At 50.7% G+C, this 22349-nt stretch carries 20 protein-coding genes; 6 read left to right on the top strand and 14 right to left on the bottom strand.

Features of this window, described 5'->3' with window-relative positions; genetic code table 11:
• Positions 1–14: 14 nt before the first annotated feature.
• From GL2_RS06100 to GL2_RS06125, 6 genes are all read right to left on the bottom strand, one after another.
• Positions 15–1799 carry a DUF885 family protein gene (locus GL2_RS06100; RefSeq protein WP_143729803.1) on the bottom strand — a complete coding sequence of 595 codons (1785 nt, stop codon included), beginning with the start codon at positions 1797–1799 and terminating at the stop codon, positions 15–17.
• A gap of 211 nt (positions 1800–2010) precedes the next feature.
• Positions 2011–2748, bottom strand: coding sequence for a YopT-type cysteine protease domain-containing protein (locus GL2_RS06105; RefSeq protein ID WP_172621072.1), 738 nt, complete (start codon positions 2746–2748; stop codon positions 2011–2013).
• A gap of 585 nt (positions 2749–3333) precedes the next feature.
• On the bottom strand, positions 3334–4341 hold the full coding sequence (locus GL2_RS06110; RefSeq protein ID WP_143729807.1) for a fumarylacetoacetate hydrolase family protein: 1008 nt from the start codon (positions 4339–4341) through the stop codon (positions 3334–3336).
• Entirely contained in the window at positions 4338–4898 is a 561-nt protein-coding gene (locus tag GL2_RS06115; RefSeq protein WP_143729809.1) for a VOC family protein, read from the bottom strand. The genes GL2_RS06110 and GL2_RS06115 overlap by 4 nt, the downstream gene beginning before the upstream one ends.
• 16 nt (positions 4899–4914) lie before the next feature.
• A complete protein-coding gene (gene hppD / locus GL2_RS06120; RefSeq protein ID WP_143729810.1) occupies positions 4915–5994 on the bottom strand; it encodes a 4-hydroxyphenylpyruvate dioxygenase in 1080 nt (359 codons plus the stop codon).
• A gap of 286 nt (positions 5995–6280) precedes the next feature.
• On the bottom strand, positions 6281–6535 hold the full coding sequence (locus GL2_RS06125) for a hypothetical protein (RefSeq protein ID WP_143729812.1): 255 nt from the start codon (positions 6533–6535) through the stop codon (positions 6281–6283).
• Between the two features lie 348 nt (positions 6536–6883).
• On the opposite strand from GL2_RS06125, the gene GL2_RS06130 reads away from it, so the two are divergent.
• Both GL2_RS06130 and GL2_RS06135 read left to right on the top strand, forming a co-directional pair.
• On the top strand, positions 6884–7864 hold the full coding sequence (locus tag GL2_RS06130; RefSeq protein WP_143729814.1) for a calcium/sodium antiporter: 981 nt from the start codon (positions 6884–6886) through the stop codon (positions 7862–7864).
• A 140-nt stretch (positions 7865–8004) separates the two neighbouring features.
• Positions 8005–8991, top strand: coding sequence for a glycerophosphodiester phosphodiesterase family protein (locus tag GL2_RS06135; RefSeq protein WP_143729816.1), 987 nt, complete (start codon positions 8005–8007; stop codon positions 8989–8991).
• Between the two features lie 6 nt (positions 8992–8997).
• Here the strand turns inward: GL2_RS06135 and GL2_RS06140 are convergent, their stop codons facing one another.
• The 8 genes from GL2_RS06140 to GL2_RS06175 all read right to left on the bottom strand — a co-directional run bounded on the left by GL2_RS06140 (position 8998) and on the right by GL2_RS06175 (position 15622).
• Positions 8998–9321, bottom strand: a complete 324-nt coding sequence (locus GL2_RS06140; RefSeq protein WP_143729818.1) for a chaperone modulator CbpM — start codon at positions 9319–9321, stop codon at positions 8998–9000.
• Between the two features lie 2 nt (positions 9322–9323).
• Positions 9324–10277, bottom strand: coding sequence for a DnaJ C-terminal domain-containing protein (locus tag GL2_RS06145; protein ID WP_143729819.1), 954 nt, complete (start codon positions 10275–10277; stop codon positions 9324–9326).
• A 147-nt stretch (positions 10278–10424) separates the two neighbouring features.
• On the bottom strand, positions 10425–10793 hold the full coding sequence (locus tag GL2_RS06150; RefSeq protein ID WP_197736527.1) for a hypothetical protein: 369 nt from the start codon (positions 10791–10793) through the stop codon (positions 10425–10427).
• 486 nt (positions 10794–11279) lie between these two features.
• Positions 11280–11843 carry a zf-TFIIB domain-containing protein gene (locus GL2_RS06155; protein ID WP_143729821.1) on the bottom strand — a complete coding sequence of 188 codons (564 nt, stop codon included), beginning with the start codon at positions 11841–11843 and terminating at the stop codon, positions 11280–11282.
• Between the two features lie 134 nt (positions 11844–11977).
• Positions 11978–13687: a flotillin family protein gene (locus GL2_RS06160; protein ID WP_232053775.1), complete on the bottom strand. Its 1710-nt coding sequence runs from the start codon at positions 13685–13687 to the stop codon at positions 11978–11980.
• On the bottom strand, positions 13688–14329 hold the full coding sequence (locus tag GL2_RS06165) for a YqiJ family protein (protein ID WP_143729823.1): 642 nt from the start codon (positions 14327–14329) through the stop codon (positions 13688–13690).
• Positions 14329–14991 (bottom strand): PspA/IM30 family protein, encoded by a 663-nt coding sequence (locus GL2_RS06170; protein ID WP_143729825.1) that lies wholly within the window; start codon positions 14989–14991, stop codon positions 14329–14331. The genes GL2_RS06165 and GL2_RS06170 overlap by 1 nt, the downstream gene beginning before the upstream one ends.
• A gap of 175 nt (positions 14992–15166) precedes the next feature.
• A complete protein-coding gene (locus tag GL2_RS06175) occupies positions 15167–15622 on the bottom strand; it encodes a hypothetical protein (protein ID WP_143729827.1) in 456 nt (151 codons plus the stop codon).
• Positions 15623–15924: 302 nt separating this feature from the next.
• On the opposite strand from GL2_RS06175, the gene GL2_RS06180 reads away from it, so the two are divergent.
• From GL2_RS06180 to GL2_RS06195, 4 genes are all read left to right on the top strand, one after another.
• Positions 15925–17307: a nicotinate phosphoribosyltransferase gene (locus tag GL2_RS06180; protein ID WP_143729829.1), complete on the top strand. Its 1383-nt coding sequence runs from the start codon at positions 15925–15927 to the stop codon at positions 17305–17307.
• 211 nt (positions 17308–17518) lie between these two features.
• The gene (locus tag GL2_RS06185; RefSeq protein WP_143729831.1) at positions 17519–19150 is read left to right on the top strand and encodes a TldD/PmbA family protein; all 1632 of its coding nucleotides are present in this window, start codon (positions 17519–17521) and stop codon (positions 19148–19150) included.
• A 38-nt stretch (positions 19151–19188) separates the two neighbouring features.
• The gene (locus tag GL2_RS06190) at positions 19189–20520 is read left to right on the top strand and encodes a TldD/PmbA family protein (RefSeq protein WP_143729832.1); all 1332 of its coding nucleotides are present in this window, start codon (positions 19189–19191) and stop codon (positions 20518–20520) included.
• A gap of 25 nt (positions 20521–20545) precedes the next feature.
• Positions 20546–22177, top strand: coding sequence for a TldD/PmbA family protein (locus GL2_RS06195; protein ID WP_143729834.1), 1632 nt, complete (start codon positions 20546–20548; stop codon positions 22175–22177).
• Positions 22178–22349: the final 172 nt, after the last annotated feature.

Genomic DNA, 22349 nt, shown 5'->3' on the forward strand with positions numbered 1-22349 from the left:
TGCAAAACGATACTTTATGAAGATTTCTGTTCCGCAATAAAGCCTTGCATCTGCTCTTCCAACATTGAAAGCGGTAAGGCTCCATTCTTTAACAGTGCATCGTGAAAGGCACGTAAATCAAACTTATCATCCAGCTCCTTTTCCGCCCGCGCACGCAGCTGGCGAATCTTAATTTCTCCCATTTTGTAAGAGAGGGCTTGGCCCGGCCAGGAGATATAGCGATCCACTTCGGCACGCACATTCGCAGGAGATAGCGAAGTATTGCTGGAGAGAAAGTCGAGAGCCTGTTGGCGAGTCCACCCTTGGGAATGAATGCCGGTATCAATCACCAGGCGTGCGGCGCGCCACATTTCATAGCTGAGACGACCAAAATGCTCGTAAGGCGTAGTGTACAGACCCATCTCCTTACCGAGACGCTCAGAATAAAGCGCCCAACCCTCACCAAAAGCGCTCAAGTAAAGGTTTCGGCGGAAGTCCGGTACATTTTCCAGCTCTTGGGACAGAGCATTTTGCAGGTGATGACCAGGCACTGACTCGTGCAGAGTCAAAGCAGGTAATTCATAAAGGGGGCGCTGATCCAAGCCATAAGTATTCAGCCAATAAGCACCGCCACGGGTACCGCCGATGGCGGCAGGATTATAGGAAGCGGTAGTATAATTGGGAGCAATTTCGCTGGGTACTGGAACTACACCGTAAGGAGTACGTGGCAGCAGGTTAAAGAATTCAGGCAACAGATAATCAATGCGCTTGGAGATATAGGCTGTCTCTTTAAGTAACTCTTCAGGTGTCTTGGCATAGAACTGCGGGTCTGTGCGCAGGAAATGGGTAAACTCTTCAAAAGTGCCTTTAAAGCCAGACTCCTTTATAAGCTCATCCATCTCCGCCCGGATACGCTTCACTTCGGCGAGACCGGTACGGTGGATCTCTGCCGGATCCATATCCAAGGTCACATAGTTGCGGATGTTGTGGCGATAGTAGTCACTACCACCACGCATCTCCTCGGCACCAATGGTTTCACTGGCGGCTTTGAGGTAATCGCCTTCAAGGAAGTCCGCCACGCGGGCAAAGGCTGGAATGGCAACCTGTGCAATTGCCTCTTTACCATTATCACGCAGGCGCTGCTGTTCCGCGACGGGGATCGATGCAGGCATCTCGGCAAAGGGTTTGTACAAACTGCTCTTGGTTGGGTCTTTATACACTTGGGCGCGCACCGTGGGTGCTATGCCCTGCACCACTATTTTCGGCAGCACAAAGCCAGTGCGAATGCCATCGCGCATATTGGCAATATTCTCATCAAAGTATCGGCCGAAGTCCCGGATACGGGCGATATAGTCCTCATAATCGCCAGCACGGGTCATAGCCAGGCCACTATTGGCATCCAGTGCCGAGCTGTAAAAACTATAGAAGGTATTAAGAGGCACACGCTCCAGGAACAGCTCATTGGCTTCGATAGAGCTCTCCAGAACCCAAGCGAGTAATTCCCGGTTGACCCGGTCTGAATCGTCCAGTTCGCTGAGATCCAGAGCATCAAGACGCTGAAGCAGCTCCTCCTCAGTCTTCAGGCGACGCGCTCTATCTTTAGCCGTCACTCCCGGCAACTTGCTATTGTAATCCGACACCCCCATACGACCAGCTGTAATCGGGTCCTCACGCAGGCTGTATTGCCAGTGATCTTCAATCACCCCCTTCAGCTGTTCTGTTGTCGTCGCAGCCCAGGATGCTGGGGCTAAAATCAAAGTGACCAAAACAAAACCAGATGCGTGTTTAAAGTGTTTAGCCAGGGCCTTACCGGGTTTCACAGTGCTCTCCGTCGATATACTCGAATTATTGCTTAATTTATCGAGCCACCTTAACACGAGTGGCTGGGCACAAAGCCGTTTTCTGTGACCGTGGGCCCGGCCATGATTTACGATTGCGTAATAGAGAAAAAGAACAGCGCCGCTGGGAAGGGAAACATTCAGGATAATCCGGGAGCCCCATGGATAGGTGCCCCCGGAATCTTAGGGCAGGCTAGCCTCTGCGAGCATAGGAGCGGATGGAGTATCCACCGCTCAGTCCCGCGGCATACATGGATTTATACCAGAATGACTGGGTAAACCAATTAAAGAATGCGGCACGGGACTCGAACCAGAATTCACCAAAATTTGGATCGAAGAAGGAGATATCCTGGGCTACCCATGCGGACATGGTATGGCCGGCAAAAGTACCGCTCAGGCCTATCTTTTTATAACAACCGGCTCCGCCGGTCAGGTCGCGAATAATCTCTCGAGCCAAAGCACTGGGCGAGAACATACCGCTCTGGCCATTCACCCTGCGTGGATTGTGAACTGCGTGAATCATCCTTCCTCCGCGGCCATCAGGGAAGGCACCGCCGGATACATTCTGACTGACTGGATACAAATTTTGCTCTCCCAACCAGGCTTCAGTAATCATATCCTGATTACCCTGTACACCCGCCTGCTGTAATGTCATCACATGAAAGAGGTGCTGTTCACTCAGGTTGTCATTGGGGCATAACCAACTCCACAAAGTGCCGTCCTCGGAGTGGTATTTCATCCAAAATGCCGACAGGGATTCACAAACACCTCCGGCAGTATCCTCGTGAATGGTGATCTGCGCTTTTACTGGGTCAAAGCACTGGCTGAACCGCTTGACGATAACTCCGTTACTATTGAGCACAGACTGCTGAACCGGCCCCACACGCGTTCCGGTCAGGTTTAGAATTGTTTTATCAACCCACACTGGCACTTCTATTCCCTCACTTTTTCAAGGCAAGAAAGGCGTTTCGAAAATCCTTTTAAACAACTATCACAGAATTTTTTGGACGCCACTGATTGGTTTATGGGCGGCATTGAAGCAGAAAAATTTCATGGTAGACAGGCAAATAGAATGCTTTTTTAATCGACTCTGGCACTATTTTTAAATGCGGCATCGATACTGGCAAACTCAGGAAGACTGGAAGGTATTTGACCAACTAAAATCGACCAACAAATGATTTTTAACCTTATTTTCAAAAATAATTCACATTATTGATATTTAAATCTTATTTGACTTGACCAATATGGGGCATTCTAGTCATGAGTTTCAGCTATAAAAACTACCATAGGCGTTAAAGAAACATACAAAACCAATCAGTTTTTAATTGCTCAAAAAAACAGCTTATCGAAAATAATAAGTCGATAAACGGACTCTATAAATAAGCGTGAGAAACTTTATATTTTTGAGCGTCAACAAACTGCTCGCCCGTAATTAAAAAAGCCCGACCAAATTAAACCCCATAGTCACATAATTGCTATGGGTTCAATTCAGTCGGACTTTTTACAATTTACGGGATTAAGCCTGCTCTACAGTCTGCTCAATACGACCGAAAATTGACTGGCCTTGGGGATCAAGCATTTCAATAGCGATGGTATTACCAAAATCCATAAACGGTGTGCTCGGTGAGCCGTTCTGGATAGTCTCAATCATGCGGATCTCGGCGATGCAGCTGTAACCAACACCACCCTCTGCAACGGGCTTGCCGGCTCCCCCATCCAGTTTATTGGATACGGTACCAGAACCAATAATGGTGCCCGCACAAAGTGGGCGGGTTCTGGCCGCGTGGGCAACCAGTTGGCCGAAATGGAAAGTCATATCCACACCGGCATTGGGCTCACCAAACTTCTCTCCATTCAAATGGGAAACAAGCGGCAGGTGCAATTTACCCTCGCGCCACTTTTCACCCAGTTGCTCGGGAGTCACGCATACCGGCGAGAAGGCGCTGGATGGTTTGGACTGGTAAAAGCCAAAACCCTTAGCCAACTCCGCAGGAATCAAACCACGCAGGGAAACGTCGTTTACCAGCATTACCAGTTTGATGTGGGACAGCGCATCCTCGGCGGACACCCCCATAGGCACATCGTCGGTAATCACGGCAATTTCCGCTTCGAAGTCGATGCCAAAACCATTGCTCTGCGGCATCTTCACAGGTTCGCGCGGAGCCAGGAAGGTATCGGAGCCGCCCTGATACATCAGCGGGTCACTGTAGAAGCTCTCCGGCACCTCGGCACCTCGGGCTTTACGTACCAGCTCTACATGATTCACGTAAGCGCTGCCATCGGCCCAATGATATGCGCGCGGCAGAGGCGATGCACACTGGGTCTGGTCGAAGGCTTCGCCCTGGATTTCGCGGTTTTGCAGGCGTTCGTGCAGTTTCTCCAGCTCGCCGCTCACTACTGCCCAGTTGTCCAGTGCACTCTGCATGGTGGGCGCGATATCGCCGGCTGCTACCATGCGGGTTAGATCATCGCTGACAACAACCAGTTGGCCATCGCGGCCGGATTTAAGGCTGGCTAACTTCACTGTGCCTCCCCTTCAGTTTTTTCCACAAATTCTTCTTCCCCGTGCATCCAGGCAGCATGCCTTGGGGCTTTTTTCGTACGCGACCACTCATCCAGCATATCTTCTGCCACCCGCTTCAGCTCCTTGTGCATACCGGGCTTAGCGGTGTTGGCGGCCAACTCAATGCGGTGGCCATTGGGGTCGAAGAAATAGATCGACTGGAAAATAGTGTGATTAGTGGGGCCCAGTACATCGACCCCAGCCGCTTCCAGTCGCTCTTTGGTCGCGAGCATTTCCTCCATAGACTCCACTTCGAAAGCGATATGCTGCACCCACTTGGGCGTATTTTCATCGCGCCCCATCTCCGGCGAGTTGGGGATTTCGAAGAAGGCAAGCACATTCCCCATACCTGCATCCATAAATACATGCATGTAAGGATCCGGCTCACCGGTTGAGGGTACCTCGTTTTCGGCAATGGCCAACTGAAAGTCCATGCCGAGAAGATCGCGATAGAATTCTACGGTCTCCTTGGCGTCCCTGCAGCGATACGCCACGTGGTGAATGCGCTTAATGCCCATTGAAGCCTCCGGTTTTTTATTCCTTTTCTTTAATTACGCCACGCTTAAGCTGGTCGCGCTCAATCGATTCGAACAGGGCCTTGAAGTTACCCTCACCAAATCCTTCATCTTCCTTGCGCTGGATAAACTCAAAGAAAACCGGGCCGAGCATATTTGCAGAGAAAATCTGCAGCAGCAGGCGCGGTTGACCGCCCTCAGTGGTGCCATCAAGCAGGATTCCGCGGCTCTGGAATTCCTCGGTTGGCTCACCGTGGCCCGGCAGACGCTCTTCCAGCATTTCGTAGTAGGTCTCCGGTGGCGGGGTCATAAACTCCATACCACGCTCTTTCAGACGATCCCAACAGGAAATCAGGTCATCACAAGCAAAGGCGATATGCTGGATGCCCTCGCCATTATATTTCATCAGGAACTCTTCGATCTGACCGCCGCCACCAGCCGCTTCTTCGTTCAGCGGAATGCGGATCTTGCCATCCGGTGCAGTCATGGCCTTTGACAGCAGCCCTGTGTACTCGCCCTTGATATCGAAATAGCGTATCTCGCGGAAGTTGAACAGATCTTCGTAGTATTTGGCCCAGTAATCCATACGACCGCGGTATACGTTGTGGGTAAGGTGATCCAGGGTATGGAAACCACAGCCTTCAGGACGGCGCTCTACCCCCTCCTCCCAGATAAAGTCGATATCGTAAATGGACTCGCCATCTTTATAGCGGTCGATCATATACAGGGTGGCGCCACCAATACCTTTAATCGCCGGCAGGTGCAGCTCCATTGGGCCGGTCTGAACATCTACCGGCTGAGCTCCTTTACGCAGGGCCTCTTCATAAGCGAACTTGGCATCCTTCACACGGAAGGCCAGGCCACAGGCGGAGGGGCCGTGCTCCTGGGCATAGTAATAGGCGTGGCTGTTGGGCTCGTAGTTGGTGATAAAGTTAATATCACCCTGGCGCCACAACTCTACCTCTTTGGAGCGGTGACGGGCGACTCTCTCAAAGCCCATAGCCGTAAAAACGGTCTCGAGAATGCCTTTTTCTGGCGCGGTAAATTCTACGAATTCGAAGCCGTTTAGACCCATCGGGTTTTCAAATAAGTCGGCCATGCAGTCCTCCGTTTTTTATCATCGCAGGCCGTTAGCCGGGGCTGCGGATTGTGGATTTAAAGCGCAGACGAAGTTAGTTGCAGATGTAACTAATGTCAAGAGGGCTCGCCATTAGTCAACCCACAGTTACCAGAAGGCTATTTTCAGTCACAAATATCTGCGCTACTGAGGCAATGCAAAGAGCGCGACACAGTTGTCAGTCGAGTGCAAAAGGGGTAGGGCGAAAAGGCTAAGAAGGCCGGGGAAAATCGGGTGTGACGCAGATTTCCGGCCACACCCGATATGATTAGCGCTCTTTACGGGCACATTTACCGTTATCAGTACGGCACATATGATCTTTGTGAAACTTGCCGCTCATCTGCTCGCATTGGGACTTTGTGACATCACCGGCGCAGGCACTCTCTGCGTGCTGGCAACAGCCGGTTTCCATCGTTGCCATCCCTTTTTTGTCCATCGACTCTTCCTTTTTTCGACCCTCACAGGCGGACAGGGTCAGCACCAGCGCCGCGGCCAGTATTCCAATTGAAGCTTTGAGTTGCATATAGGCCTCCTAGATACCCGGCAGTGGCCGGTAACATGGAAATCGCGGAATCTGCCGCGCATTGCTGTGTGCGACCCGCGTAGATTTACCCGACATTTCCACCAGCTGAACGAGGTGCTGCGCCAAAGTGCGCTGCCCATAGGTCATCCCGCAGATTTACCGGGCCATGCATTGACTGTAGTTCACACTGGCAGCAGAACCGTCTGACTGGCGGGACACTTTCGTTTATTTTCACTTATCGCGCCGTTCACCGCTGCAATACCCTGTTTGTATCGCGGAGAGCCGGTACAATCGCCTCCCGTTTGTCGGGCAATGCCCCAATCCGAATGTATCTATTGAGGATCGCCTATGCTTCTTGCCGCTCTCGCCATTATCGCTGGCTTTATTGTGCTGGTCTGGAGTGCTGACCGCTTCGTTGAGGGCGCCGCAGCCACCGCCAAACACGCCGGTATGCCCACTCTGCTGATCGGCATGGTGATTGTTGGCTTCGGCACATCCGCTCCGGAGATGGTAGTGTCCGCTATCGCCGCACTGGACGGCAGCCCCGGCCTGGCCTTGGGTAATGCCTACGGTTCCAATATTGCCAACACCGGCCTGATCCTCGGTCTTAGTGCGCTCCTTATCCCCCTCACGGTGCACTCAAAGATTGTGCGCAAGGAACTGCCACTGTTGTTGGCAATCACCCTGTTGAGCGGCGCTTTCCTGTGGAATGACAAGCTGGAACGCTGGGAGGGCATCATCCTGCTGCTGGGCTTCTTCGCCCTTATAGGCTGGAGCATTTTCTCTGCCCTGCGGGGCAAGGGCGATCAGTTGGAAGGAGAAATGGCTGGTGAGCTGGAGGAGCACTCGATGCCTCTGCGCGGGGCGATCTTCTGGGTAGTGACCGGCTTGATACTGTTGGTTATCAGCTCACGTTTACTGGTTTGGGGCGCTGTGACGATTGCCGAATCACTGGGCGTCAGCGACCTGATTATTGGCCTTACCATCGTCGCCCTGGGTACCTCGCTACCGGAGCTGGCTGCCACCATTGTCGCCGCCCGCAAGGGTGAGCACGATATCGCTATCGGTAATGTGGTCGGCTCCAATATGTTTAACCTGCTCGCGGTAGTGGGCATAGCCGGCACAATCGCCCCCATGCCGAGCGTACCGCCAGAAGTCCTGTCCAGGGACTGGCCCATGGTCATCGGCCTGACAATCGCCCTGTTCATTTTTGCCTACGGCTTCCGCGGCCAGGGGCGTATCAACCGCTGGGAGGGCGCTGCGCTATTGACAGCCTACCTTGTCTATACAGGCTACCTGATTGTAACAATTACCAAGGCTGCGCTTTGATTTAATTTGGGGTCGCTCCTGGCCACCCCAGCCTCTCGCCAGAATTCGCCCTGATTCGCCATCCCCTAGCCCATTTTCACAGGGCAAAGCCAGCTATTATTGGCCGCATGTTACAACTCATCAGTGGCGAAACACCTTATATGAAGCGGAATTCAATTTTAAAAATCAGTACCCTGGCGCTACTGTTTGGCGTTGGGGTAATCTACCTGTTCAACGCTTCCTGGCTGGCCCCGAAACCCGAGGGAAAGCCCACTTTGATTTCTCACCGGGGCGTGTACCAGACATACAACAGAGACAATCTGTCGCCGGAAGAATGTACTGCAACACGTATCTACCGTCCGCAACACACCTATCTGGAAAATACCATCATCTCAATGGAAGCGGCTTTTGCCCATGGGGCGGATATCGTCGAGATCGACATCCACCCCACTACCGATGGTGAGTTCGCAGTATTCCACGATTGGACCCTGGACTGTCGCACAGAGGGCGCAGGCGTCACCCGCGAGCACTCTTTGGCAGACTTGAAAAAGTTAGATATTGGCTACGGCTACACCTTTGACGGTGGCATCACTTTCCCGTTCCGCGGCCAGGGCATCGGCCTGTTACCCAGCTTGCAAGAAGTCCTGAAGCGCTTTCCTGGCAAACAATTTTTAATCAACATTAAAAGCAATGACCCCACTGAAGCAGAAAAACTGGATTCCTACCTGCGTCAGCATCAGTTACCTATCGATTCCCGCCTGATGGTTTACGGTGGTGACCGACCTATCGACAGGTTACGGGAACTGCGACCCGATGCACTGGCATTCAGCAGAGAAAGCGCCAAAAGATGTGCATTGGGGTATCTGCTGGTTGGATGGAGCGGCTATACCCCCCAGGCCTGTCGCAACAGTATTGTTATGGCTCCCAATACCTGGCATTGGGCATTCTGGGGCTGGCCAAACCGCTTTATCGACCGGATATCCCGCAGCGGCAGTTTTGTCATAGTGCTGGATTATCGTGGCGACAAGAATGGCCTTACCGCCATCTACCAACCAGAAGATTTAAATTACCTACCCGAAAATTACAACGGTGTTATCTGGGTTGAGAAAATCGAGGTCATTGGCCCGCATTTACAAGCCGGCCGATAAATATGGCTATCGTTTGCGCCGCTGCTCCACTCGAGCCAGGTGCGCCTGCAGTCGCTCAATCTCTTCGAGCAGCTCAATGGCCAAGGCTGCACCGGCCAGATTGATGCCAAGATCCCTCTCCAGGGTATAGGCCCGGCGAACCCGGCGCACACAAATACCACTAAACCGCCATTGTGGTTGCCGATGGCGGGGCTCAATAACTCCCTCTTCAACCAGAGCAATAATCCGCTCCGCCGGGACCCCGCAGGCGCGACATAATTCGCTGAGGCTCAGTTCGCTCTCTTCATCCAGGAGAATACCGGTGACCCGTTCGTGTTGTTTAATTTTCATTTTCAGCCCCCCATCGACTTGCGCGGGTTGAATTCAAACTCCTCGCTGAATTGCCGGTAGGCATCGCGCTGGGTATCGGTGTTAGCTGGTGGCGTTACTGTCTGCAATACAACATACATATCTCCCGGCTGCTTGGCGGGAATACCCCGCCCCTTGAGACGTAGCCTCTTGCCATTTTCACTGTTGGCTGGAATCGTCAACATTACCGGGCCATCAGGTGTGGGTACCTGAACCTTGGCACCTAATGCCATCTCCCAGGGCGCCAGGGGCAATTCCAAGTAGACTGTTTTCGTTTCAGTACGGTACAACGTGTGGGGGTTGAAAGTGATTTCCAAATAGAGATCGCCGGGCTTGCCCTCACCTATACCCGGCTCCCCCTGCCCCGCCAGGCGAATTTGCTGGCCTTCGGTAATTCCCTTGGGAATTTTTACATTGAGGGTACGCTCTTGCAGGTGTGGGCGCCCGTCCGCCCCCAATACCGAATGTTTGAGAGTAATCTGGCGGGTACCGCCGCGATAACTATCTTCCAGGTCTATAGTGATGCGAGCGTAGGAATTTTCACCTTGAGCACTATACTGGCGCCGCTGCCTAGTCCCAAACCCCTGGCTAAACCCGCCCCGGCCAAAAAGACTTTCAAAAAAATCACTGAAAGCCTCTGGGTCCGCGTTGGTATAGCCGCCGCCATGAAACTCGAAACCCTGATCCCAATTAGGCGGCGGATGGAAGTCCTGTCCAGACTGATAGCTGGCCCCCAATTGGTCATAGGCCGCGCGCTTTTCGGGGTCCTTGAGCACCTCATAGGCCTCATTGACCTCCTTAAAACTCTCTTCCGCGCCCTCTTCACTACTAACGTCGGGGTGGTATTTACGCGCCAATTTACGATAGGCGCGCTTTACCTCCGCCTGATCAGCATTCCGCTCCAGACCGAGAATCTTGTAGTAGTCCTTGTATTCCATGGCTTTAATAAAAGCCGATGATGCTGGCATCCGCCATATATTTAAGGTCAGAAAACTGAGACAGAGATTATCCAGTTAAAATTTCAAATGTTAGGGTTTGTATTTAAATTGAGGCGCCGACAGAAAAATCGGCGCCATTTGGCGAGTTTAATGACCTGTTTCGTAAAACATTGAGCCCTCCAAGTACTCAATGCTTCCATCAACATAATGTATATAGGCTTCAGCCTGATTAGCAGAATAAGCCCTTACCGTTACAGAGCAGTATAATCCTGAACTACAACCTTTTATCCAATTAATCCGATCAATAGATTTTGTAATATTGGTTATTTCCCAACTTCCCGAAGTTGAATTCCCAAAACTGAAATCCAGGCCACCACACCGGTTCGTACCATTACCAAATACGCTGCCCCCATTTTTTACATTAAGATTACATACAAGATCTGCAGAAAAAGCAGGCAGTGCTATCGATGAGCTAATTAACAAAGAAGCCGCTAATAAAATTTTTTTGGAAATCATTTTTTAACCTTTTAGTCTTTTTAATTTCATTATTATCGCAACTAAAACAACAAACCAATCGAGGTTACCATCAAATAACAGTGCTTCCTAGACACGTAAAGAATCTTTAGAAATACGGCTATGTATAAGTTTCCATCTCAAAAGTAACAATTTCATCATTAAGAACGTGCAGCACAAAAAGCACACAATAATAGTTAATTAAACTCAAGAACATAAAGGTCGAATAAATTTCGCGAGCAATGCATATACTTCTTTGAAATCACATGCTCATTTAATATCCAAAAGTATAGATATGTTAATCCGGCAGAAAAGCTATGAATGAAATTTTATACCTCCATCTTTAGTGCTAGATGATGAAATATATTATATAAATTTTATTGAATATACTTTCAGAGATGAACCATATTATTTCAACAGGAGTTTTTGTTTGAGAAAATTTGTACATGTACAGTTATTCTCAAACAAATCAAGGTAAATAATGGTCAGTTAGCGCTCAGCAGAATAAGGATCTTCCGCAGTCAAATAAGCGAGTATTTCCACTTTCTTTTCCTGTGAATACAACCACTCACGGATTTCTTTGACCTTGCTATACAGTTCATCGCCAAATTTGCCTCGATATACTTCAGAAAAAGTCTCCTGAGCTCTATTTTCCCTAATTTTCTTCTGCCATTCATGGGTCACCAGGAAATTTAAGGAGCCGGCAAGTCCCTCAGACTTCAGTAGTTCCCATTCGCCTTTATCCAACCAAATTCCTCCAACGGCAGGACTATAGTCAAGACGGTGCTCACTACCAGCCATAATACTGAGTTTTTGCATAATGGCACCTGATGCCGGGCACAAAATGGCTCGTTTGGAATCCTCGCCAACCACGTTGCTAGTAGCCTTTAGCTCATCAGGAAATTGATACTCAGGGTTCTGTCTTTTCCAGCTCAAATAGTCCTCGACCAGGATCCAACTACCCCCACATGATGAGCAGATATGCGCACGAAATAACTCTTCAATAAAACCTAGCTCAAGTAGCCCCTCTTTACAGCTGGTACAGCGTTTCATATGTTCCTACTCTCAAAAAAAACAACCCGGGGCTGTTAAAACAGGCCCGGGTTAAATATTTTCGTTTTATTAATCTGGTAATTTAGTATTGATCAAGCCCTGGCAAGTCCATGCCAGCATAATTGACCGAAAAATTAAACCTCTATTTCTTCTACCTTATTCAGGCTTCCAACTCCAGCCTCTTTCAGTAGGGAATCTACCAAGGGGGCCATCGCACGGTGCTTTAAGGCACTGCCCACCAGGGCTTCCGGCAGGCTCTGACCTTTACCTTCAGCATCACTATCAAGAATACCTGTGGATGCACGACCATCGATACCGTTCAATCCCTCAACAGAAATAATCTTCATACCATCGATACTCTCCATCGGCTTAACGCTCTCACGGATAATATTAGGTAGACTCTCATGCAGACTGAGAACTTTCTTAAGTGCAATCTGAGCTTCATTAAGACTGTTGTAGGCCTCATTCATCAAACGCTGACCTTCGGCATCTACCGCATATTTCTCGCGGTCTGCTTCAACTTTGATACGAATCGCTTCAGCCTCAGCAGAAGCTTGCAAACGTAAAGCCTCGGCCTTGTCTTCTGCAGCCGCTTTTTCCGCTTCGGCCATGACCTTGATACCGGTAGCCTGGCGCTCAGCAACTTTCTGCGCTTCAATAATTTCAATGCGCTTATCACGCTCAGCCACTTCCACATCCTTGGCTGTGCGTACCTGCTCCTCTGCTTTTACTGCGTCTGCAAGTGCAACATTGGCCTGCTGGTCTGCCAAGGATTGTTCCTTGGATTTTTCCGCAACAGCAATAGCACGCTCCTGCTCGGCAATTTCCACTGACTTCTCTTTGGAAATACGCTGCTCGTCTAGAATTCGCGCACGTTCGATTTCCTGTTCCTGAAGTCGGCGTTCCTTTTCAATCTCAAGTAGCTTGGTGGCCTGCTCGGCAGCGATCTGGGATTGACTAACCTCACGCTGGGCTTCAATTTCAGCCTTACGCGCTGCACGCTCCTGTTCTGCCAGCTCTCGAGCAATATCAGCCTTCTGTGCAGCTTCACGATTCTCCAGCTCACGCTGTTGTTCTAGATACGCATAGCGTTTTTCTTTATCGATCTCCAGCTTCTGCCGCTCAGCTTCGAGATTTTTCTTCTCGATCTGCACCATAGTTTCCTGTTCAACGTCATTGACCTCCTTGCGACGCGCCTCAATAGAGCGGGTCATACTGGCTAGGCCCTCAGCATCAAACACATTGTCTTGGTTAAAGAACTCTTTATGAGTCTGATCCAAACCTGTTAGCGATACTGCTTCCAGCTCCAACCCATTTTTCAGGAGATCTTCAGATACTACCTGCTGCACTTTTTGCACAAACTGGCTGCGCTGCTCATGTAATTCAGCCATTTCCATTTCTGCAGCTACAGAGCGTAATGCATCGACAAATTTACCCTCAATCATCTCCTTCAGTGCTTCCGGATCGAGGGTGCGTAACCCCAGGGTCTGCGCAGCATTACCGATGGCATCCACATCCGGTTTTACACGTAAATAAAATTCAGCGAGTACATCAACACGCATACGATCTTTGGTGATCAGAGCCTGGTGTTCCTTGCGCGATACGGCAAGACGCAGGGTATTCATGTTTACCGGAATAATTTCATGCAAAACCGGCAACACCAAAGCACCGCCATTCATAATTACTTTCTGCCCGCCCATACCAGTTCGAACAAAAGATCGCTCCTTTGAAGCGCGTGTATACAGTCTTGCGAAAATGGTACCGATTACAATTAGGGCGACCAGAATGGTACCGGCTATAAATATAATTTCGGAAAAGTTTCCTATCACTGCTAGATTCTCCATTTAATTATTTTCCATCAGGTGCTGGCTGGTAGGACGGGTTACACGAAAATGCGCTCCCAATTCCTCCACCAGTAACACCTTCTCCCCCTGTTTAAAAGTTTCACTCTCATCAGGCTCCACCATCACATAGTGGCTAGTACCATATTCATCACTAAAGCGGGCTTCGGCGGGTGATCCGGCTTCGGCCTTACCGATAGTAATCACTGCCACGCAGCCAATAAAGGAGTCTCGTCCTACCGCCTCAGTTTCATCACCAATAGCGAAACGGCGTAATAAGTTGCCGACAAAACGCACTTGCGGCAAAGTCAGGAAAAATACGCCCAATGCCAACAGGCCTTCGGGTAATAAGAGACCAAAATTGGACTCGACAAACATCTGGATCAGCAGACCGGTAACACCGAAAGCTACCAGAAAAACCACCAGTAAGATTAATGCTGGCACCTCACCAAAACGCAACCAGCCCAGGACCTTTGTTAAGCCCCCATCCGGCGCATCTACATCAAATTCCGGCAACATATTATCGAGTAAATCCGAAATACCGATGCCGATTAATGTCATCACGCCCTCAAGAACCGCGATCATTAGCATCAATACCAGCGCACCGGTAAATATCAGGTTCTGGTCTTGTAGCAGGAATGCCATCAGGCCTCCGACTTAAGTTTGGCCAATCGCTCTTTAATACGATTGTTGCGTGCAAGTTCCTCAAGTTCTGCCAACTTGCTTGCATCCGCACTGGACTTGGAAGTATGCACTCCCGCTCGTTCCAGTACTCGATCAAAGGCATCTGTAGCCTGCTCCACCTGAGTTTCCGTTTTACGGCTGGAGCCATGCCCATTGTCAGTTACACCATTGGTAATATGCTCGTTGGCCTTAACGAATTCCTTGAGTTGCTCACGCATTTCCCTTTTTTTGCCCTGCAATGCACTGATATAAGCATTCAGCTCCTGCATTTCGCTATCATTCTCAGCTATAGCCTTTTCCAGAACCGGTAGCTGAGCTTCAATATCCATCTGCTTGGCAATCGCAGCCTCCGCCAGGTCATCACGGCTCTCTTTTACCGCGACCTCAATTTGCCCGGCCAGAGCACTATGTCGATTATTTTCCTCATTCAATGCCTTACTGTTAAGGTACTTGGCCGCTTCCACCTTACCCAACTGCTCGCGCACATCGGCAACGGCATCGTCAATTTCACGAATAGCCTGTTCCATTACCAACTGAGGTGTAGCACTTTCCACCGAATCCACTACAGCATTGGCAGATGCTGAGATCAGCCGTGAGATACGTTTAATTAATCCTTCTCTCATAATTTTCCTTCCTTTTACTGTTTCAATTCCCACCAACGCCAGACAAGATCCTTCACAGTCCGATAACTCTTCACGAGGCAATTTGCTAAAAAGAGTTGTGCGTTTTTTGATTTTTACGTCAGCTGTAATACTTTCCTGTATCACAATTAAAATTTTATTTTATGTATTTGGATGATTATTCTATATTTTCACTTTCAAGCCGCTCTCGAATTTTCATAGCCGACTCCTTGTGAATACTGCGAGGGCTACTTTGCTGGGACAACAACAGCATTTTTTCCAGGAAAGCTTCCACAGTTGGCAACAAGTCTTTCTCCAGCGATGGTGCCATTGGCTCAGTGTTAGAACCATTTTGGAATATCGCGGCACTCTCTGAGAGCAACTCCATAACAGCCTCTATGAGCAGGCTTCGTTGGTTTTCCTCCAAATAACGGGCTTTCAGGGACAGCATGGCTTCGGCTGAGGAGAGATAGCTACGGGCTAGGCTGTGTCCGCCAGTAGACTCCCTCGCCATTGCAATAACTTCACGCACTTTTTCACTTTGAGTAATCGCACCATTGCGATCGATCGACATCAGGTACGCATAGTCTTCCGCCGACAGGCGCGCCGATATGGATTGAGATTTATTGAGCATGTTGATCCCTTACTTGCCATGTATACAAAAGTACACACCTGTATTCGCAGGGTCAATAAAAATCCATATGGCTGACTAGCATGGTAGAACCAGACGGCATTGGAAAATATTCACTCGGCTGCTGTGCTATCTATAATTCAGGGAGTTTTCTGTGAACGGTGGTTTAACATCCAGCATTCATTTTTTAATTACACACCCTTACAGCAATTAATCCCGCCATAAAAAAGTCATCCGGACCAAGCATGTGGCGGGCTTTTGGTGACAAACCACCCGGTCACTTCCAATACCAGTAGACGTATTAAATGTCGATACAAAATCTGATTCTCAATGCCGACAGTTATAAGGCGAGCCATTACTTGCAGTATCCATCAGGTGCAGAGTATGTCAGTAGCTATATCGAGTGCCGGGGAGGGGAATTTGAACAGACTGTATTTTTTGGCCTGCAGGCCTTTATAAAACAATATCTGCAGAATGCCATTACCGCTGCCAATATTGACGAGGCCGAGCAGCTACTGCATGCCCACGGCTTGCCATTTTTTCGCGCTGGCTGGGAACATATAGTACAGAGACATCAGGGTTTGCTTCCTTTGGAAATCAGCGCAGTGGACGAGGGTGCGGTGATTCCACTGCACAATGTAACAGTGCAAGTCACTAATACCTGTCCCGCCTGTTTTTGGTTAACCAGTTACCTGGAAACAGCATTAGTACGCGCTATCTGGTATCCGTCTACTGTTGCCACACAAAGCCGGGAAATAAAGAAAACTATTGCCCGATTCTTGCAAGAAACAGCAGTATCTAAAAAGAGCTTACCTTTTCAACTACACGACTTTGGTGCGCGCGGTGCCAGCAGCCTTGAGAGCGCCATGCTGGGCGGCATGGCCCACTTGGTGAATTTCCAAGGAACAGATACCCTCTCAGGAATATTAGGTGCAAGAAAATTCTACAATGCGGATATGCCTGGATTTTCGATTCCTGCGGCGGAACATAGCACCATCACCGCTTGGGGACGCGATGGAGAGGCAGCAGCCTACCAGAATATCTTGAAGCATTTTTCCGGTGAAAACAAAACCGTTGCCGTGGTCAGTGACAGCTATGACCTGTGGCATGCAGTGGAAAAAATCTGGGGCGGCCCATTAAAAAACACCGTCAAAAATAGCGGCGGCACCCTGGTTATTCGCCCGGATTCAGGCAATCCAGTGCAGATTGTTGTCGAATGTATAGAGCGATTGATACGGATTTTTGGCGCTCACACCAATGCTAAAGGCTATCGCGTATTACCCAACTATATCCGGGTTATCCAGGGGGACAGTGTATCGCGAATTACCATCCCTCAAATACTGCAAGCCATGAAGGAACAGCGACAAAGTGCTGAAAATGTTGCCTTTGGTATGGGGGGAGAGCTTTTGCAAAAGGTTGACCGGGACCTCATGAGCTTCGCAATGAAAGCCAGTGCTATTCGCATCAATGGCACCTGGCGGGATATCTATAAGGACCCAATTACAGGCCCGGAGAAAAAGTCTAAGCGCGGACACCTGGCCCTGGTTCAACTAGACAATGGTGAACTTATAACCATTCGCCTGGAAGAACTTGGTCAACACAAAAATCTGCTGAGACCAGTGTTCCGAAACGGTAAACTGCTTATAGACACAAACTTTGACGAAGTACGCAAAAACGCGGCTATTTAGACAATATCCCCTGGCCTCGTCCGCTGCCCAACCATTTGCCTTTAACAAACCTCACTTCACCGAACGAATACTTTACAACAGTGGGCTGCTCCTGTTAGTTGTGCATACCCAAAGTCTGGAGCAAGGGCCCGACCTGGCCTTATTTGTACCGGGCACAATAACAATAAACTCACCTCAAAGCGTGCTGTCGCCTGGTGGGAAAAGGTAGCCAATGGAAAGAAGAAAATTCCTCAAAATCGCCGGCGTCGGCTCCAGTGGTATTTTGTTACCTCTGCAGGGCATTCAAGTCAGCGCCGAGCAGCTGCTCAACGAGGGCATGCACAGTTCACATAAGCGAAAGCTGGCTGACGTAGTCCTGAATACGGCACGTAAAGCCGGTGCCAGCTACACCGATGTACGTATCGGTCGCTATCTAAACCAGTACGTAATGACCCGCGAAACTAATGTTGAGGATATCGTCAATACAGAGTCCCTCGGCGCCGGTATCCGTGTCATAGCCAACGGCACATGGGGCTTTTCCGCCACCAATGACTTGACTGCCGATGGTGTTGCCCGCGCCGCACGCCAGGCCGTCGCTGTTGCCAAGGCTAATGCCAAGTACCAGACCGAACCCGTGCGCTTGGCGCCAGTAAAAGGGGTTGGCGAGGTCTCCTGGCAGACACCCATTCAAAAAAATGCCCTCGAAGTGCCGATTAGTGAAAAGGTTGACTTCCTCATGGAGGTCAATAACGGCGCACTTAAGGCTGGAGCCAGCTATATCCGCTCTTCCTTATATTTGGTCAATGAACAAAAATACTTCGCCTCCAGCGACGGCTCCTATATCGACCAGGATATCCACCGCCTGTGGGCACCAATGCAAGTCACTGCAGTGGATAAGAAAAGCGGTGTATTTAAAACCCGCAACGGTCTCAGCGATCCGGTAGGCAGAGGTTATGAGTATCTGGCCGGCTACGACAAAGACAAAATCCGCGGTCAGACCACGCTCTACAAAGCTTCCTACGACATGGCCGAAGACGCAGCTTTAGCAGCAGATCAGGCTCAGGCCAAGCTATCCGCCAAATCTATTGATCCGGGCAAGTACGACCTGGTTCTGGAGCCCTCCCACCTGTGCCTGACTATTCATGAGTCCGTTGGTCACCCGTTGGAACTGGACCGTGTCCTCGGCTACGAGGCGAACTACGCCGGAACTTCCTTTGCCACCCTGGATAAATGGCGCAGCGGCAAGTTCCAGTACGGCAGCGACAAAGTCACTCTGTTTGCCGACAAGGTACAGCCAGGCTCCCTCGGTGCCGTCGCCTATGACGATGAAGGAGTAAAAACCAAGCGCTGGGATCTTGTAAAAGACGGCGTACTGGTGAACTACCAAGCCACCCGCGACCAGGTACATATGATCGACCAAAAAGAATCCCACGGTTGCAGCTATGGAGATAGCTGGTCCAGTGTGCAATTCCAGCGTATGCCCAATGTCTCCCTGGCACCGGGCGAGGAGAAGTACTCCGCCAAAGATATGATCCGCAATGTGGAAAAAGGGATTTATATCGTCGGGCGTGGCTCCTACTCCATCGACCAACAGCGCTACAACTTCCAGTTCGGTGGGCAGCTGTTTTACGAGATCAAAAACGGCGAAATCGTCGGCCAGGTTGAGGACGTCGCCTACCAGTCCAACACCCAGGAATTCTGGAACTCCTGCTCCGCTATTTGTGACAGCAGCGACTACCGCCTGGGCGGTACCTTCTTTGACGGCAAGGGCCAACCCAGCCAGGTCAGTGCGGTATCCCATGGTTGTTCCACCACCCGTTTCGACAAAATCAACGTAATCAATACCAAGCGCAAGATTTCCTGACCGGCAGCGCAAAAGAATAAGTAATTGGAGAAAAGGCAATGGCAATTCTGAGTAGAAGTGAAGCGAAGCGTATTCTCGATAAGGTTTTAAAATACAGCCGCGCCGATGAAGCTAGCGCACAGCTGGCCGGCAGTGAAACCGGCAACATTCGCTACGCGCGCAACAGTGTTTCCACCAGCGGCATCGTCAACGATATCGAGTTGGCTGTGGAGGCCCGTTTCGGCAAGAAATCCGGTGTAGCTACCATCAACGAATTCAGTGATGCGTCCCTGGAAAAGGTGATGCGCCGTGCGGAAGAGCTGGCCAAACTGTCCCCCGAAAACCCGGAAGCCATGCCCATGCTGGGCGCACAAAAGTATGTGAGTGTGGACGGCTTTGCCAAGTCTACTGCCGATATCACTCCGGACCAACGCGCCAAGGCGGCTGCCGATTCCATCATTGCAGCCAAGGAAAAAAAAGTGGTTGCCGCCGGTTACCTGGAAGACGAGCGCGCCTTTGCCGCAGTCGCCACCAGCAAAGGACTGTTCGGCTATCACGCTTCCACCTCCGCCAACTTCACCGTTACCATGCGCACTGAGAACGGCCTGGGTTCCGGTTGGGCCGAAAGCGATGTTACTGACTTTGGCGCTATGAATACCGGTAGTACATCCTCAGTGGCCATCGACAAGGCGGTACTGTCCCAGGAGGCCCGCGCCCTGGAGCCGGGCAAGTACACCGTCATCCTGGAACCCAATGCGGTCTCCGGCCTTGTAGGTTATATGATGAGTGGCTTCGACGCGCGCAATGCCGACGAGGGTCGTAGCTTTATGAGTAAAAAGGGCGGCGGTAACCGAATCAACGAGAAGATGTTCGACAAGCGCGTGCACTTCTACTCCGACCCCGCCGACCTCAATGTTCCCGCACAGCCTTGGGCCGACAACGATTTTATGCAGCTGGAACGCACCGACTGGGTTAAAGACGGTGTAGTGAAAAACCTGGTTCGCAGCCGCTACTGGGCCGAGCAAAGCAAAGGTGAGGTAGTCGCTGAACCCAAAAATCTAATTATGGTCGGCGGCGATAAATCTACCGAGGAACTGATTAAGAACACCCGCCGCGGCATTCTGGTAAGCCGAACCTGGTATATCCGCATGGTCGATCCACAGTCCATGCTGCTCACCGGCCTCACCCGCGACGGCACCTTCTATATCGAAAACGGCAAGATCAAATACCCGGTGAAGAACTTCCGCTTCAACGAGAGCCCGGTAATCATGCTCAACAATATCGAGGATATGGGCATTCCCCAGCGCGTTGGTATGTGGGGCATGTCTGCCATGGTGCCTGCGCTGAAAGTGCGCGACTTTACCTTCAGCAGTCTTTCCGACGCCGTATAACAGCCGCCCTATTGAGGATGATGAAATGGACAGAAGAAAATTTCTCCAGCTCAGCGGTGCCGGCTTAGGTGTGTCCATGTTGCCGCTATCCGGCAACCTGGTGGCCGAAAGCAAACTCACTCAAAGTGGCATCGATCTCGCTGTTAAAAAAGAGTTTGCCGATGTAGCCCTGAATACTGCCAGCAAGCTTGGCGCCAGTTATGCCGATGTACGCATTGGCCGCTACCTGAATCAATACGTGGTCACCCGCGAAATGAAGGTTCAGGATGTGGTGAATACCGAATCCATCGGTATGGGGATTCGTGTAATCGCTAATGGTACCTGGGGTTTTGCTGCCACCAACGACCTGACACCCGATGGCGTCGCCCGCGCTACCCGCCAGGCAGTCGCCACCGCCAAGGCCAACTCCAAATACCAGCAGGAACCGGTGCAGCTGGCCCCGGTAAAAGGCCACGGCGAAGTCAGCTGGCAGACACCGATCCAGAAAAACGCTATGCAGATCGCTCTGGCCGACAAGGTGGATCTGTTGATGGATGTGAACAAGTCCGCCCTGGATGCCGGCGCCAGCTATATCAACTCCATGTTGTACCTGGTGAATGAGCAAAAGTATTTTGCCTCTACCGACGGCTCCTATATCGACCAGGATGTTCACCGTTTGTGGGCGCCCTTCTCGGTAACCGCAGTGGACAAGAAAACCGGCGGCTTCCGCACCCGTCAGGGCCTCAGCCAGCCGGTAGGACGCGGCTTTGAATACCTGGATGGCCGCCCCGAAGACAAGATCCAAGCGCAGACGGTGCTCTACCGCGATTCCTACGATATGGCCGAAGACGCACGCCTGGCGGCGGAACAAGCTAAGGAAAAGCTTACTGCTAAATCGGTCAAACCGGGCAAGTACGACCTGGTCCTGGACCCCAGCCACCTTTGGCTCACTATCCATGAATCCGTCGGCCACCCGCTGGAACTGGATCGCGTGCTCGGCTACGAGGCCAATTTTGCCGGTACCTCTTTCGCCACTATCGATAAATGGCGCAGTGGTAAATTCCAATACGGCAGCGACAAGGTCAATCTGTTTGCCGATAAGGTACAGCCCGGTTCACTCGGTGCCGTCGGCTACGACGATGAAGGCGTGAAGACCCGTAACTGGGATCTGGTAAAAGACGGTGTGCTGGTGAACTACCAGGCCACCCGCGACCAGGTACATATGCTGGGGCAAAAGAAATCCCACGGCTGCTGCTACGCCGACAGTTGGTCCAGCGTGCAATTCCAGCGCATGTCCAACGTTTCGCTGTTACCCGGCAAGGAGGAGCTGAGTGTTGACGATATGATCAAAGATGTGGAAAAAGGCATTTATATTGTGGGTGCCGGTTCCTTCTCCATCGACCAGCAGCGCTACAACTTCCAGTTCGGTGGACAGCTGTTCTACGAGATTGAAGACGGCAAGATTACCGGCATGGTGGAGGACGTCGCTTACCAGTCCAACACCCAGGAATTCTGGAATGCCTGTTCGCAGGTCTGCGACAAAGATGATTACCGCCTGGGTGGCTCCTTCTTTGACGGTAAGGGCCAGCCTATGCAAACCAGTGCGGTGTCCCACGGTAGTTCCACTGCACGCTTCGACGGTATCAATGTGATCAATACCAAGCGCAAACTGGGCTAGCCATTGATCCACACGGGAGCTGGCTAGCACACCAGTCAGCTCCCAGCATTGGAAATAAAATAAGTAGAAGGAAAGAAGGTGTTCCGTTCGAGACCGTATGAGGCATGGATGCCGATTACGAGCGTACAGGGATGTATTTACAGCGTGTCTCGAATGGAGCACCTTCTTTCCT

This window comes from Microbulbifer sp. GL-2 (genome assembly GCF_007183175.1).
Lineage (GTDB): Bacteria > Pseudomonadota > Gammaproteobacteria > Pseudomonadales > Cellvibrionaceae > Microbulbifer.